The organism is Enterovibrio baiacu (assembly GCF_004120195.1).
Taxonomy (GTDB): Bacteria; Pseudomonadota; Gammaproteobacteria; order Enterobacterales; family Vibrionaceae; genus Enterovibrio; species Enterovibrio baiacui.
In genome coordinates, this window is record NZ_SCHN01000008.1 from 450,558 (window position 1) to 465,592 (window position 15,035).

The 15,035-nt window shown below is 46.2% G+C and carries 10 protein-coding genes; 3 read left to right on the forward strand and 7 right to left on the reverse strand.

The features are described 5' to 3' along the window. The 4 genes from EQP46_RS08935 to EQP46_RS08950 form a co-directional block, all read right to left on the reverse strand. Window positions 1-309, reverse strand: a complete 309-nt coding sequence (locus EQP46_RS08935; RefSeq protein ID WP_129493310.1) for a hypothetical protein — start codon at window positions 307-309, stop codon at window positions 1-3. A 287-nt stretch (window positions 310-596) separates the two neighbouring features. Continuing rightward, complete coding sequence (locus tag EQP46_RS08940; protein WP_129493311.1) at window positions 597-2,255, reverse strand: M48 family metalloprotease; 1,659 nt, start codon at window positions 2,253-2,255, stop codon at window positions 597-599. A 1-nt stretch (window position 2,256) separates the two neighbouring features. Further along, a complete protein-coding gene (locus tag EQP46_RS08945) occupies window positions 2,257-2,628 on the reverse strand; it encodes a hypothetical protein (protein WP_129493312.1) in 372 nt (123 codons plus the stop codon). Beyond that, a complete protein-coding gene (locus EQP46_RS08950) occupies window positions 2,625-4,049 on the reverse strand; it encodes a CHASE2 domain-containing protein (RefSeq protein ID WP_129493313.1) in 1,425 nt (474 codons plus the stop codon). The genes EQP46_RS08945 and EQP46_RS08950 overlap by 4 nt, the downstream gene beginning before the upstream one ends. A 1,893-nt stretch (window positions 4,050-5,942) precedes the next feature. On the opposite strand from EQP46_RS08950, the gene galE reads away from it, so the two are divergent. The 3 genes from galE to EQP46_RS08965 all read left to right on the forward strand — a co-directional run bounded on the left by galE (window position 5,943) and on the right by EQP46_RS08965 (window position 8,856). After that, on the forward strand, window positions 5,943-6,959 hold the full coding sequence (gene galE, locus EQP46_RS08955; protein ID WP_129493314.1) for a UDP-glucose 4-epimerase GalE: 1,017 nt from the start codon (window positions 5,943-5,945) through the stop codon (window positions 6,957-6,959). A gap of 211 nt (window positions 6,960-7,170) precedes the next feature. After that, window positions 7,171-7,563 (forward strand): VanZ family protein, encoded by a 393-nt coding sequence (locus EQP46_RS08960; protein WP_129493315.1) that lies wholly within the window; start codon window positions 7,171-7,173, stop codon window positions 7,561-7,563. Between the two features lie 126 nt (window positions 7,564-7,689). Further along, on the forward strand, window positions 7,690-8,856 hold the full coding sequence (locus EQP46_RS08965) for a nucleotide sugar dehydrogenase (RefSeq protein ID WP_129493316.1): 1,167 nt from the start codon (window positions 7,690-7,692) through the stop codon (window positions 8,854-8,856). A gap of 58 nt (window positions 8,857-8,914) precedes the next feature. On the opposite strand, the gene wecA is transcribed toward EQP46_RS08965, so the two are convergent. From wecA to EQP46_RS08980, 3 genes are all read right to left on the reverse strand, one after another. After that, window positions 8,915-9,991, reverse strand: a complete 1,077-nt coding sequence (gene wecA, locus EQP46_RS08970) for a UDP-N-acetylglucosamine--undecaprenyl-phosphate N-acetylglucosaminephosphotransferase (RefSeq protein WP_161972846.1) — start codon at window positions 9,989-9,991, stop codon at window positions 8,915-8,917. A gap of 291 nt (window positions 9,992-10,282) precedes the next feature. Next, window positions 10,283-12,889 (reverse strand): S8 family serine peptidase, encoded by a 2,607-nt coding sequence (locus tag EQP46_RS08975; RefSeq protein WP_129493318.1) that lies wholly within the window; start codon window positions 12,887-12,889, stop codon window positions 10,283-10,285. 120 nt (window positions 12,890-13,009) lie between these two features. Further along, window positions 13,010-15,034 (reverse strand): hypothetical protein, encoded by a 2,025-nt coding sequence (locus tag EQP46_RS08980; RefSeq protein WP_129493319.1) that lies wholly within the window; start codon window positions 15,032-15,034, stop codon window positions 13,010-13,012. Between the last annotated feature and the right edge of the window lies 1 nt (window position 15,035).

Genomic DNA, 15,035 nt, shown 5'->3' on the forward strand with positions numbered 1-15,035 from the left:
TTATTTTGCTGAAATAGTGAGATTGCCTTTCACAACCAATCGCTGAGGGGCTTCTTTGCCTTGTGCGATAGTAAAGGGCACTTGTGGTGTGGTTTCGACGATGAGGGTTTCACCTGCATCAACCTTCACTTCTTGGTAGCTAACACCTGTCGTCGGATCTTTAACGACGGTTGCCTGTTCAAACACTTGGTCTGCTGAAACAGTATTGGACGAAGATTCTCCGCCACCGGAACCGGTATCGGTAGAGCTGCCGCCATCACCGCCACAGCCTGCTAACAAGAGCGCTAGACAGAGGGTGGTTTTTTTCATTGAACGTTACTCCATGTTGATGGAGTGGTTATTTTGGCCATCTTATTAATCGTTGAAAATGGACTTGATTGCCCAATATTATGTATTTGCGAGTTTGCGCAAATGTACAATTTGGGAGGCGATAAGTAGATCGATTGTAAAAGATTTCAAATTACAACTATCTGATATGTATGATTATTATCACGGTTTGTAAATGAAAGGTGTGAGCGCCTATGCTAGGTGCTAGGTGTATAAAGAAGAAAGCGCAGCGGTGAGCCATACTGCGCTTTCTTTTCACAGTGGTTTGGTTACAGCTCGATCAAATTGGTGACGGAATCGAGCACGCCAAGGACACCACCGTCATTTTTTTGCTTTTTGGTTTCTTGCGAGATGCCTGCGGCTTCATGACATTGATTCACGATGTTTTCTTCTGATGATGCTGAGCAAGCAGCAAACGTTTTTTGCGCCAATGCTGATTTGTTCATTGCGTTGTAGGTACGAATGTATTCTGGATAGAAGGGCAGTGTCGTTCCGACGCTTTTCTCGGCGGTTTTTAGGATGTTTTCAGCTTTCTTCGGCTGCCCCAGTTGGCGATATGCCTGTGCCGCGGCATTAAACGTTTGGATGGAGGCGTAATCCCAATGTTTAATCAATGACAGGTTAGCGAGGGCTTTCTTGTGTTGTCCCTGCTGCGCCCTGACTGTGTAAAAGGCGAGGCGTGGGTAGGCGTGGTGTTTGGTTTTTCCGCGTACGGCCAGCTTGGCGAGCTTTTCTGCTTCATCAAGGTAACCTGCTTCTACTGCTCGCAACGCTTCTGATGCATACCAGTAGTTTTTAGACATGTTTGCAGCATGGCCTTTCTTTAGCTTTTTATTGATGGCGTCACTGTTAATTGGGCGTCTTCTCTCTTTTCGGTATTCACGTTTTACATAGTGTGCGAGGTCAAGTTCCCGCTCTTTGGGGGAGTTATGTCGCTCTGCAAACACCTGGAGTAAGCGGGTAGATGCTTCATTAGCGGCCATGTACATAAGGGTTTCTTTGTTTAAGCCTGTGACGTTTTTATTGGCATCGGATGCAAGACTGACGAAGTTTTGGAACTCCATTTTCTTTTCAGCTAGCTGTTCATCGTTAAATGTCTGGCTGCTCTCCAACCGCTGCATCACCACTTTGTATACCGAAGGGGAATAACCGGCTTTGGTGATCAAATCGATGGCAAGCAAATCCGCTTCGTCTTCGTCAAGTCGCGTCATGGAGGAGCTAATCACATCACGGCTTAAGCGGTTGATGGTGAGGCCCATTTTGTAGATATCGCCAATTTGATTTTGTGTTTCGCTGGTGGTGTTGAGGTTAACCTTCAAACCGCCAGGCTTTTTGGTGGTGCTGACGTCTGAGAGGCTGGCGGTGACCATGGCCACATTGGCCGCTTTAGACACTAAGGCTTTCTGCTTATTGAAATACTCATTAGTGTCGTTGTGCTCGAGCAGTATATGACTGAGCTCATGCGCCATGATAAACGCCAGCTCATCTTCAGATTCTGCATCTGCTAGCACACCGAGCGATATCATGACTGTGTCTTTGCTGGCGCTCGCGGTGTAGGAACGATCTGTGGTGATGGAGACATAAATAGGTGTGTTTAACGGTGTGTCCCATGCTTCCAATATATTGTTGAGAATGCTGCTAAGGTAGCGGTGTGCGTAAGGGTTGTTTACTAAGTCTTTGTCTGACGCTGCGCGCAGCTTACTCAGGGATTGATGGTTGTGTTCACTCGCTGGCGTGTTCGATAACTCGGTGGTGTTTTTATCATCAGTTGTCAGGTTACCAGCGGCATCAGTGGCGACTGGGGTGTTGGTTTCTTGTTCGATAAACTTACCGTCAAAGGATGCATATGTGCTGCCCGTTAAGGTTTGAAGGCCGCACCCAGAGAGCAGCACTGTGCTTAACGCGAGAGGGAGTATGTGCATTTTCATATCAGCAACCCTCTCCTAATCCGTATGTGGCAAACACTTCTTTGTCGCTTTTTCGTGAGATTTTTTGATTCGTGCAAATGACTGACGCGACCGCTTTTTGATTGAGCTCGACTTCGGTTTGGTGAACCCATTTTTTGTCGTTGTTCAGGAAAAACTCCAGCATGCCTTCACTTTCATCATATGACGTGACAAAAATCGGACTTTTCTCGGGGTCAGGGAGCAGCTTCTTGTCGATGTCGGCACAGGCATAATCTTTGTCGCAGATCTCGACTTCATCCATAAGAAACGCGAGGATTTTTACCCCTTCATTGGCGTTACTCAGCGCGAGGGGTGCAAACAACAGTGTGGACAGTAGTGTGATGGTTTTCTTCATTTTGCCTCCTTGAAAATGATGGTGTGTTTTTGTTTTACCTTTCGCTTCGCTAACCGAAACCTAACGCGCGAATTTCTCAGGGCGCGTTGATTCATGGTGTGCATGCGTTTTTTGAGTGATTCGAGTAAGAAGTAGAGAAAGATGGGAAGATCGAGCATCAGGATAAGCGGCAGGGCATACCAATTTGCCACGCCAAGATCGAGAGAAAGGTGCGAGAGAAGCACAGATGCGAGGATGAGCCCCCCAATCAACAAAACGGGCCAGATACCGGAAATGGGATTGCGATGTGCTTGCCCATTTTCAAGGTGGGAATAGCGATACCAAATGACTGTAAATAGGACGATGATCTGAATCGATATTTCGATAATGTCGGCAATACTAAGATTGTATACGCCAATATTCTCAGGGACATGCCAGTACTCGCCACCTTTGAGTATGAGGTTTTCGAGCGCCATGGCGTGGTTAAAAACCCCGGGGAGTTTTCCGTGCACGGGCGATAACACCGTATCCAGTCCTCCGCCTAGGTGGTACCCCACAAGCACCATTTTCCCTTCGAGTGCTTCTTTTAATTCGGGTGACTTTGATGCACCAGGTGCAAAGAGTGATGTGGCAGAAAGCGTGAGTAGCGGCGGACATTGCTTTCTTAATCTGTCATCGAGTTCTTGCTCGGATCTCAGCCCTTGTGTTAATAGGCTCCAGAGGGTGTCGAACATGCTGCCTATTGCAGAGTCTGGTTGTTTGAGGCAACTGTCTCCAACGTACAAATAGCGATTTTGCCGAGGGTCGAAGGTGTTTGACCATTGAACAATCATTGAGGATGAAAGGTTACCCGGTGCATCGTTATGTTCACAGATAATCGATGGTTTCTCGCAGTATGTTTCATACATGGCATGCGCAACGCTGGGGGTTGATCTGCCTTGGCTTTCCACCTGCATCGGGTAGTAGTGCTTCTCGCCACTCCAGGAAACGGCAGCTAAAGAGGAAACGTCAGCAATTTTGCGCCTTAGGGAGTCTGATTGACTAAGTCGATCCGGCGTATCGTATTCAGGATCGCTCGCCATAAAAACAGGGCTTTTGGCGCGCTCTAATGCCTTCAACCAGCGGCTGAGACGTTCGGAATGTTCGTGGTGCTGCAATATATCAAAGAATACAGCGTCAGGTTTGTGTTGATTAATGACTTTTAATAAACGAGCCAGATTGGTATAGCTAACGGGAAATGTATTGGTTTGCTCTAAGAAAGCTTCATCTAAAAGGACGACAGTTATTTCATCTGAAACTGTGTCGCTAAAGAAAGGAGACAGTAACCTCAAGATATGGTCTTCATAGTGTTTTTCTGCAGATACACGAATGCCAAGCGGGTCAATAATAAACAAGGTTAAAATGATCAAGGCGGTGAACAGTGCTTTAAAAAATATCGACATATGGGTTGCTATATTTATCTCGTCAATGAAGGAGTATAAAAATAATATATGTACTTTATTTTTCAGTTTTAATAAGTTTGGCGTCCGTCGGGTTAAGGTGTGAGTGATAATTACATCAATTACATTAACGGTTGATGTTCGTCTATTCGCTCATGCTTTTATGGGAGATCACGGTGTTCGTTTTTTGTGCCGATGATGCCACGCAGCAGATCAAAGGTGAATGGGAGGCGAGGTTAAGCACTATTGCATCATAAATTATTGAAATAAAGGTGATTGTAAATTTTTTTTGCATCTTGGGTTCAAAATGTAAGTCGCTTACATTTTCTATAATTTATTGCCATGTGACAATTGTAACTATCTAGTTTGACGACTTTGGGTTGAAATGCAGCGCTTAGGTTTTGTGAGAATGATTCCAAGTAGCGATCGTAATAATGCTGATATTACCAACCATACCATGTCCAAAGTGCCAGGAGACTTCCGGGTACTATCGAATCAATAGAAGTTTTTTTGAACGTCATTTTTTACGACGTAACAAAATAAAAGCCAAATGTATGGGGTGCCGTTCATTGGTTTTTTTGGAAATAAAAGAGAACTGAATAAGTAGCTTTATGGCGTGGCTATTTATTGATGAGTCGAATAATAGCTCTTCTTGTTCACTCGAATTAGCTGAATGTAAGAAATGCTATTTGCAACAAGCATTTGAACCTGCGCGATCATTGTAATGAAGAGATTCAATTAATTTGCAACAGTCGCGGTATGTTATTACCTTTTCTTCTTTTCAATATTCATGCGCTAAATGACGAAGATGTGAATAAGCGCTGCGCCCTCTAATGCTATTTCACGATCGCTGGGGATATTGAAAACGCGTGATAGCGCAGAAGTGCTCTCGGGAGCTTTCCGTTCTACGCGGAGTGCCCTACCTAATCTTCTGTCTATCTTGTTGGTCATCGAGAGTGTTGTACTTTGACGCATTGCTGTTTTGTGACGAGATGTTGACGCTTGTTATGAGTTTCAGGGCTTTTATTTGGGCTGAATATCACATTATTTGAGCGTGATCGATATTCTGATTTTTTGCCAATTTATTAATTGCCTAAATTTTTGGGGCGCGTTAGGTTCGTGCTTGTTTTTTTGTGAGGAAAATCAAATGTTAGTGTTTTGCAATACCAAATGTCCGAGTTGTGGGGAAAAGGTTGGGTTCGTACGTATCAAACGCAGCTGGGTAGAGCGCAACCTGACACATCGTCATGACCAGAAAGCACACTGCGCAGGTTGTTTGCATGAACTGTTTCTAACGCCGCCTAAAAAGCAAAAGAGTATGGGGTAAGAGCGGGGAAGGGCAGGAAGTACGGCCCTAGTACCAGGGAATAGCAGAACTTGCGGTGCGGAGATGTCGCGTTTTTTGCTTTGGCCCGTCCCTATTTCCAAGGGGGAGTTTGGGGGGGAATGCTCGGAGCCGAATGTTTTAGTGGTTTCTGTTGAAATAGCGTACCTTTTGCCTAGGAAGGGCTGCGTCAAGAAATAGAGCTCAAATGTTCAATGTTTTTTCAAGCAAAAGTCTCTCTACCATTTGCAATACTCCGGATATACCCTCACGCTTTTTCTAGCATCTAGCATCTAGCATCTAGCATCTAGCATCTAGCATCTAGCATCTAGCATCTAGCATCTAGCATCTAGCATCTAGCATCTAGCATCTAGCATCTAGCATCTAGCATCTCATCACCACTTAAAAAAGAATGGAATAACCGAAGAGGTTGTTCGTCTATCTAGAGATAAACGATATAATGTCCATTTCTATCGACAGTTCTCTACGTCTTACCAAGGAATCTGCATTATTGAGCTGGTATTGCTATGCTGCTCAATAGTGAAAAGTGACAATAATTTTTGGGATAAAACATGAATGTATTAGTGACAGGCGGGATGGGTTACATCGGCAGCCACACATGTGTGCAGTTGATTGAATCGGGTATTAACCCGATCCTCGTAGATAACCTCCACAACAGTAAGTTAGCTGTTCTTAACCGCATCGAAAAGCTGTCTGGCAAGATGCCGACCTTTTATCAAGGTGACATTCGCGACAAGGCCTTCCTCGCGTCGATTTTTGAGAAAGAGAACATTGATGCCGTTATCCACTTTGCGGGCTTGAAAGCCGTGGGTGAGTCTGTTGAGAAGCCGCTGGAATATTACGACAACAATGTGAATGGCACGCTGGTGCTGGTTGATGCCATGCGTGATGCCGGTGTGAAGTCGATCATCTTCAGCTCGTCAGCAACCGTATATGGCGACCCTGCGTCTGTGCCTATTCGTGAAGATTTCCCAACGTCTGCGACTAACCCTTACGGTCGCAGCAAGTTGATGGTGGAAGAGTGTCTAACAGACTTCCACAAAGCAAACCCTGATTGGAGCATTACGCTACTTCGCTACTTCAACCCTGTTGGCTCGCACGAATCCGGTGAAATGGGAGAAGACCCGCAAGGCATTCCGAACAACCTCATGCCGTTTATTTCTCAAGTCGCTGTTGGCCGTCGTGAGTTTTTGTCTGTGTTCGGTGATGACTACCCAACGCCAGATGGCAGTGGTGTACGTGATTATATCCACGTTGTCGACTTGGCGAATGGTCACTTGGCTGCGCTAGACAAAGTGGGACCAAAAGCAGGTCTGCACATTTATAACCTCGGCACGGGCGATGGTAAAAGCGTACTGGAAATGGTCGCTGCCTTTAGCCAAGCGAGCGGTAAGGAAATCGCGTACAAGATTGCACCACGTCGCCCTGGTGATATCGCAGAATGCTGGGCTGACCCTGCAAAAGCGCGCGCTGAACTGGGCTGGGAAGCCACGCACTCTTTAGATGACATGGTGACTGATACTTGGCGCTGGCAGTCTAACAACCCGAATGGTTATCCGGATAAGTAACTCGTAGAGCAGGTTCGAGGAAGAGCAGGGACGAGATAAGAGAAAGGGCAGAATTTAGAAAAAAGCAAACATGGCGGAACGGACGTGCCGGGCTTTTACTTTTAGCTCCTTCCACTTTTCAAGGGGGGCAGTTTTGCTTTTTTTTCTAGGATCTATGACCTAGGATCTGCTCCTCCTGCACTTCCTGCTCCTACACAAGGATTCTTATTTCTTGAAACAATCACGTCTATCTCTCGCCCTCTATATCTCTGCACTTTTTATTGCATTTTTGGGCGTCAGTTCTTTGTTCACAGGTATAGGGCTTTCTGCCATTAACTTGGAAGGCAGCCATTTTTTCTTCGGTCATGGTGACTGGCTGTTTCATTTCGCGCTTTTCCATCTCAGTGGTTGGCTTGTATATTCATTCGGTGCAGGTAAGCGATGTCTGGCGTGGTTAACGCTCTTAGCGCTTGGTATCTTTTCTGAGTTTGCGCAAACCTATTGGGTGCAAGGCCGTGAAGGTAGCGTCAGTGATGCAATTGTGAATGTTGTTGCAGTGCTTTCTGTTTATCCACTTTCCCTCCTTCTTTCCTCTCTTCGTCAGCGTCATCAAACCTCAAAATAAACGTCAGAATTTCTTCATGTCCTATATTTAAGATAAATCGAGATTTTGCCCTTGTGGATGAACGCAAGAGGCAGAACAAAAAGCAGTTGGATGTGCTTTTAATTTGTTTTTTTATGGGGTGAGTGAATGAAGATAGCGGTAGCAGGAACGGGCTACGTCGGGTTATCTAACGCCATGTTACTTGCACAGAATCATGATGTGGTTGCGGTTGATATTGTCCCCAATAAAGTCGATATGCTTAATCAGGGCTTTTCGCCCATTTCAGACCCTGATATCGAAGTATTTATTACTCAGAAAGACCTACGCTTTTACGCCACTTTGGACAGCAACGCTGCTTATGAGTGGGCAGATGTTGTGTTTGTTGCGACACCAACCGACTACGACCCTACGACTAATTTCTTTAATACGTCTTCGGTAGAAACGGTCATTCAGCAGGTCATGAGTGTGAACCCTGATGCCATTATCGTGATTAAGTCGACAGTGCCTGTGGGCTTTACCGAATCTGCCAAAGAGACTTATCAAACTGAAAACCTTTTGTTTTCCCCAGAGTTTTTGCGCGAGGGCAAAGCGCTAAAAGACAACCTCAACCCTTCTCGTATCATTATTGGTGCCCAAAATGATGCAGGGAGGCTGGTGGCTGATTTGCTGATTGAGGGTGCTGAGCGTGACGATGTGCCGGTGTTATTTATTCATTCGACGGAAGCCGAGGCGGTAAAGCTTTTTTCTAATACCTACCTTGCAATGCGTGTGGCGTATTTCAATGAACTGGATTCTTATGCCGAGGCGCTGGGGTTGGAATCGCGCGAAATCATTGAAGGGGTGTGCTTAGACCCGCGAATTGGTGACCATTACAATAATCCTTCGTTCGGTTATGGGGGCTACTGCCTTCCAAAAGACACTAAACAGCTGCTAGCGAATTATCAAGCGGTGCCCAATAACATCATTGGCGCGATAGTCGATGCAAACCGAACCCGAAAGGACTTTATCGCCAATGCGATATTGGAGAAAAAACCGCGCGTTGTGGGGATCTACAGGCTGATCATGAAAAGTGGTTCAGATAACTTTAGAGCCTCTTCAATCCTAGGTGTGATGAAGCGAATTAAAGCCAAGGGTATTGAGATTATTGTGTATGAGCCAGTGTACGAAGAAGATGCGTTTTATGGCTCTGACGTTGTGGAGAATTTAGCGGAATTCAAAGATAGAGCAGATGTGATTGTGTCTAATCGGATGGCGCTCGAATTAGAAGACGTCAAACACAAGGTATATACGCGGGATTTGTTTGGATTGGATTAAGCCTTTGCGTTACTTACTCTGTGTGAGCAACTCAAAGGCTCATTGTTAACACGAACAGTTAGCTTTCGTTCTGGTAGACAAGCGCTTCTTTCCCGAACAGACGACGGACAAAGGTGAGTAGTCGCCAGATGTGGCTGAGTGCAAAGAAGTAGAGCCCGAAAGTAGCAACAAAAGCAAAACACATCACGTACTCAGGAATGTTTGTGTTTTCACCAATGATACCGATTGCTGCAAATATCAATGCCAGCGTGCAAATGGCGGTTAAGGTTTGAATTGGGTTTAACCCTGCGCGTTGGCAAATGTGGTGTAAGTGTTCGCGGTCTGGTTTGAAAGGGGAATCGCCTCGACGGATACGTCGGATCATAATGGCAGCCATGTCCATTAGCGGTAGCGCAATGATCCATAGGGCAGTTACTGGACGCATGGCGGCTTCAAAATCAGGCTGTGAGGCTTTAATGATTAACCACAGCGCCATGAAGCCAATGATCATTGACCCTGAATCGCCCATGAAAACCTTTCGCTTCTTACCAAAAATCCCCAAATTCATCATGATGTAGGGGATCAGTGCCGCAATAACAACGAGGCAAAGCTGAACAAGCTCCCAAACCCCTGCTGTAGAGAAGAAATACGCTAACGCACCAAAAGTGACGATTGACAGGCCGCCAAGCAGCCCATCAATACCGTCCACCATATTGAACGCGTTTATGGCACCAATGACCGCCAATACCGTGATTGGGTAAGTAAGCACACCGAGCTGTAATATGCCAAACCCAAACATATTGCCCAGATATGCAAGTTCAACGTCGACAGAGGCAATCATGACGATGCCGAGTAATATCTGAATAAAGAAGCGGATTTTATAGCTCACATCGTATTTGTCATCCAATACGCCAATGAGTGTTAATAAGGCAATAGATGCCAAAAAAACCACGCTTGCGGGGTAAAAAGGGACAAAGAAAACAAGATAGGTGGAGACCACAGAAAATACGGTGAGGCCGCCTACAAGCGGGACTGCGCCTTGGTGCTGTTTTCTTCCTGTTGGTATATCAACGAGCCCTATTCGATATGCCAACTTTCTAAATAGATAGAGTGAAATAAACGATAATGCAAAAGCACCGATATAAGGTGTGTACATAGTCATACCTAAGCCTAACTGAGTTGTTTGTGTATGTTTTGTTGTCTAGATGAGGCGTTAGATTTGTTAGTTTTTCGCTCTCTAGGATGTGGGTTATTCTATGGGTTATTTATGACCACTCTTATGCAGTGGCTAATAATTGCGACTGAGGTGTCAAAAATACACGCCAATTTTTTGTCATAAATCAGGCTGGAGATATTGGTTGTAACAATATGAAAAATATAGATATATCAGTTTCACCTTAATGCGAAAATGGGCCAGTGTTTGGCCCATTTTTGTATGGTGGAAACATTAACGTATGCACAAACTCGTTGAATTCCGCGTCTTCTGGTTGTTTGGGTGCATGACTTTTCTGTAAAGACCCATCAGCAACAAGAGCGGTAACAGATAAAAGAAAAATAAAAGGGTGATTTGAATGACAAAGATAGCGCTTTGATTATGTTGAATGGTGTTCACCCAGAACGGCGAATGCACGTAATACGCGGTGACCAAGGAGTCGCCAAATGGCAGGTTTAACAATACGTGGTCCCTAAATGCCCTGAGGTGTTTGAGGACATAAGGGCTGTCGGAAAAGACCAGGCTTGCGATGAAACACCGGCTATCCGAGGCAACAGCGCCGACGTTACCTGCGGTACTTTCCGTCATCGTAAAGCGAATCACGTACTCTGTGTTTTGTTTGTTCAGTGGTAGGTTCAATAAGGTTTGCGCCCTCGTTTGACGTATGGACGTTGACGAGATTTTTTCACCATTCATGTAAATTGACGTTGGTTTTTGTTCTTTTGTATTGCTGCTCTGTGTGAGCGTCAATAAGAGAGATTCTGTCTTTTCTGTTGCCGTTAATCTCAGGGAGTAAACATCGTCGTATTCAAAAAAGCTGTTGAGTGTTGCTCCCGTGGAGACAGCTGAAAGCGTATTGTTGTTTGTTAACGGGATACTCCATTCCTTTGACTCGTCGATTTGTCCGGCGAATTGCCAAGTAGAAAGTGCATTGTTGTGCAAGGCATGAATGATGCTCTGTTTAGCGCCTGTTGTTGCGGTATTAATGTCGAGTTTCTGTTCTGTCATTCCTGAAAAAAGTGGTGCATCCGAGTCGGCTACTGTGACTGCGCTGGGCTCACTGATGTCGAGATCCCCTAACATCACGTAGGCATCCGATCCCTTGGGAATGCTGCCTAGTTGAAGGGTTTTTGTGTTGGTGTGTTGGGCGATCTGCAAGTGAGTATAGGCAGATGTATGGATGGCATCGGCAATAGATTGGCGATCATTCACTGTGGCGTACGCATATTCGGCGCGTATTCGAATCGCCGAAATGTCTCCTCCCACGGGGAGGGTATATTGGTTAGAAGGGGCGGGGACGTTTTCTTTGAATGTATATTCGCCATGGCTATTCGCCACTTCGACGCGATAATGCTCAGCAAATGTCACGCCTCGCCAGGTCAAAATGCTGACCCCATCATCTTCCAGTAAGTTGAGTGACTGTGGTGCCATCAGTGTGGGTTTGATAAAGAGAGAGTGCTCAACGTTGTCATTATCAATGGCAGTGATCCAGCCCGCAGGTAAAGTTCTTACGGGGAAAACGACGAGGTTATCGTCTGTGCCTGCGTTAGAAAGGGGGGCATAGCGCTGAGGACGTGTGGCCGACACATACTCCCAGTGAACTATGTTGTTAAGCCCCCTTCCTGCAATAACGAGTGTGTCATCAGAAAAGGTAGCACTGCTGATCGCGACGCGGTGAATGGGGGTGTTTAGCGCGTTATTTGCGTTGAGTCGCGCACCTGAAATGGTGGTGTGAGTGAGCGAAGGCTCGGCTTTTGCTGTCTGAAGAATATGGTTTTTTATGTCAGCGGCGAGAAGTGCATCGTTTTGATGGCGAAGCATTGCTGCGGTGGCGGTGACTAAGGGGGCAGCCATTGATGTACCTGTCATGGCTCGGCTACCATTGTTAGGCAGTGCACTGAGAAGATCGGTGCCTGACGCGGCAATATCGACAGTGGTGTTGCCATAGTTGCTTAGCGGATAGAGGTGTTGTGTCGTGTTGTCCCAATTCGCGACGCTGATGACGCCGGACAGTGTTTGCGAATACGTGGCAGGATAAAAATTTGAAACACTGAGGTCGCGTCCATAATTGCCGGCTGCGGCGACTTGAATAATGTCGCGTGCGTCAGCATCTGAAATCACGTCATCCAGAGCGGCATTGGAGACAGATATTCCCCAAGAATGATTGATCACTCGGGCACCATGTGTGATTGCCCATTGAATGCTTTGAATTGCATCCGCCATTGTTCCACCGCCGAAGTTGTCTAGAAAGCGTATTGGGTAGATGGTTGCGGATGTACATGCACCTTCTAATGCTGGTGCACTTGCTGAGCGAGCCGCTGCGATTAAACCGGTAACATGGGTGCCGTGTCCGTAACCATCAATCGTTTCGTTGGTTTCTTTGATGGCATCATAGGCATGATCAAAATGGACGTCATAAAACGCAGGGTGGAGCGTATCTACGCCCGAGTCGATGATTGCGATGGGCGCAGTGTCGCATTGTCTTTGTGTTTGCGTGAGCGCAGTGAATCCGTCATTGGAAAGAAAATCTTGAGAGTTTTCTGCACTGGCTAAACGGGGTGAACTATCTCGTCGTTTCTCTAAAGGTAGGTCTGATTGGATGTATTCAATGTCTGTGAGGGAAAAGAGTGTATTGGCAACGCTCAACAGATTTTCTTCGTCTGTTCGTAACAGGTAATCGCCGTTTTTAAACTGGTAAATGACGTGATAATCAAACTCTGTGGGCAGAGACATCAAACTCGATGTTTTTATCAGCCAGTCGTTTTTCTTCGCAGGCTCTGCGATAGCAAAAGGGGATAGAAGCAGTAAAAGGCCTATAACCCAGCGTTTTATTGAATGCATACAACAACCTTACTAAACAGACAGCGATTAACATCGCTAAGAGGACAGTGGTTAACATCACCTAGAAAATGGGAATTAACAAAGTGAAAGGGCGGCAGAAGCCGCCCTTTGAGGGGGTGTTTATTCAACAACGATGTCGCCATCTACTTCATACTCGATGTCGAGTTGAGATGCGCGCAAGGTGAAAGGTTGAATACACATTTGGCCGCTTGCTTGCCAAACTGCCCCTAATGCGGAAGGTTGAACGTCAATGCCGTCACAAACCACAGAGAAGGCAGGATCTTCGGGCAGGCGGTCTGGATTCCACGAATTATCATTGAAATAACAACTTTGGTTGGCCCAACGATTGGTCGGGAACACACCGTCTTCAAACAAAGTAGCAGTGCCATCTTGGTTGAGATCTATCATTGTCATGAACTCATCGCGAACGCCGACGAGCTCTATGAGTTCTGCTTGATATCTTTGTATCTCAGCGCGGTAAAACTCTTCATTCTCTGGAAAGTTAACGATTTCGTTTTCGTAATACGCAATTTGGTTTTCATGGTTGAACACCATCGAGTCAATTTGGCTTTCGACGGCGAGCTTATCATTCTGATAGGCGGTATTGAGCATGCCCGCAACCCAGCGCTGTTCTACTTCGTCCCAGCGATATTGCGTGCTTTGTTGTCTTTCCCCGCCGAGTTCTAGGTCGGTACAATTGGCATCGGCACTTGATGCTTTTAGGCCTTCTGCAACGGCAATTTTCTCTAAGGTTGCGTTAAGGTACATGGCCGTTTGAACGGATTGGTTTCCAACACTGGATTCTTCAGAGATGGATTCAATTAAATAACCACGGACTGTGCTGCCATTGACGATGCTTGTTGGTAAGCCTGAGAGTGAGACATAAGCGTCTCGCCAAAAGCTGTCGGTTCCGCCGTTCTCACTGATGGTCGCAACGGTGATGTTTTCACCAGTGTTTTGGTTGTATTGATCCGATACATAGTCAATGGAATAGAATGCGTCTTCAGCACTGGTGTCCATTAGGCCGAACTCGAGTACGGCAAAACGGCCTTCCCAAAGGTTGTCTTCCCAGCCAGTCACCCCAATGACTTTTGAGCCTAAATGAATCCCGTAGTTATCACCTTCTGCGGTGTATTGTTGGCGAAGCACGCCAACAGATGACTCAACCCAGAAATAGTTTTGTCCATTCAGCCAACCTTCTGAGTGGTAGATATCTTCGACGATTCTAAAATCATCTGGGAAGATGTTTTTAACGTTACCCGCGTCGTTAACGCGAAGTATGGGTTGAAACGCTGTCGCGAAGTCTTCTGGTTTAAGATCTGAGTGCGAAAAGACACCGGCATTTTGCAGAAACTCGCCAGACCAATCTTTATTTGGCTGAAGACCGCCTTTGTAGGTAAGAATGCTCGGTAGGTGCAGACCGACGAGGTTTCCATTCACACCGAGCGTTTCAGCTGCTGTTTGCACACCGTCTTTTTTAGGGTCCCAATCCAACGCATTGGTATTAAGCAATGCCAATGAGAGCGGTTCGTCAGCTGTCCACGTTGCTTCCATGCCTCGTAATTTGAGGTTATGTGTACCGCCTGACAATGTAACGTGGCTGACGCTGGTTTCTTGGAGTTGGCTCTGGCTGTCAAAGAAGCGCGCTTCGACACGGTATTTACCTGGCACAAGGCTAAGGTTTGCGCGTGACTCGGTTGGTGTGAGGGTCACTTGTGTGGCGTACTGACCTTTGAGTAAATCTTGGTTAAGGTCATCGCAAAACATGCGCTTACCGTTAATGGTGAATTCACCATCGAAGTTGTCTTCAGACGTGCACTCTTCCTGTTGTTCAAACACCGTATCGATGTCAGCAAGACTGCCTATTATCTCCGTGTCGAAAAAATGCACTTCTATGCTGGTGGAATCGCCAATCCAAGCGGCATTAATGTCCGGTTGTGGGAACTTAACGCCAATAGAAATCGACGCTGTGGCTGCGACGGTTGATGCGCTATCGCTATCAACGGCACCGTTGGTTACATCGTCGACGACGGCGTTTTCTACTGTATTAGCAGCTTGTTCGGTGCTGCTTTCTGAACCACAGCCCGTGAGTGCAAGAGATGCTAAGACCACGGCTGCAATGGGGTTGAGTTTGTAGTGCTTCATG

Excerpts from the sequence above, each read along its gene's own strand:
- EQP46_RS08935 (WP_129493310.1), bottom strand. The coding sequence starts at position 309 with ATGAAAAAAACCACCCTCTGTCTAGCGCTCTTGTTAGCAGGCTGTGGC.
- EQP46_RS08940 (WP_129493311.1), bottom strand. The coding sequence starts at position 2,255 with ATGAAAATGCACATACTCCCTCTCGCGTTAAGCACAGTGCTGCTCTCT.
- EQP46_RS08945 (WP_129493312.1), bottom strand. The coding sequence starts at position 2,628 with ATGAAGAAAACCATCACACTACTGTCCACACTGTTGTTTGCACCCCTC.
- EQP46_RS08950 (WP_129493313.1), bottom strand. The coding sequence starts at position 4,049 with ATGTCGATATTTTTTAAAGCACTGTTCACCGCCTTGATCATTTTAACC.
- galE (WP_129493314.1), top strand. The coding sequence starts at position 5,943 with ATGAATGTATTAGTGACAGGCGGGATGGGTTACATCGGCAGCCACACA.
- EQP46_RS08965 (WP_129493316.1), top strand. The coding sequence starts at position 7,690 with ATGAAGATAGCGGTAGCAGGAACGGGCTACGTCGGGTTATCTAACGCC.
- wecA (WP_161972846.1), bottom strand. The coding sequence starts at position 9,991 with ATGTACACACCTTATATCGGTGCTTTTGCATTATCGTTTATTTCACTC.
- EQP46_RS08975 (WP_129493318.1), bottom strand. The coding sequence starts at position 12,889 with ATGCATTCAATAAAACGCTGGGTTATAGGCCTTTTACTGCTTCTATCC.
- EQP46_RS08980 (WP_129493319.1), bottom strand. The coding sequence starts at position 15,034 with ATGAAGCACTACAAACTCAACCCCATTGCAGCCGTGGTCTTAGCATCT.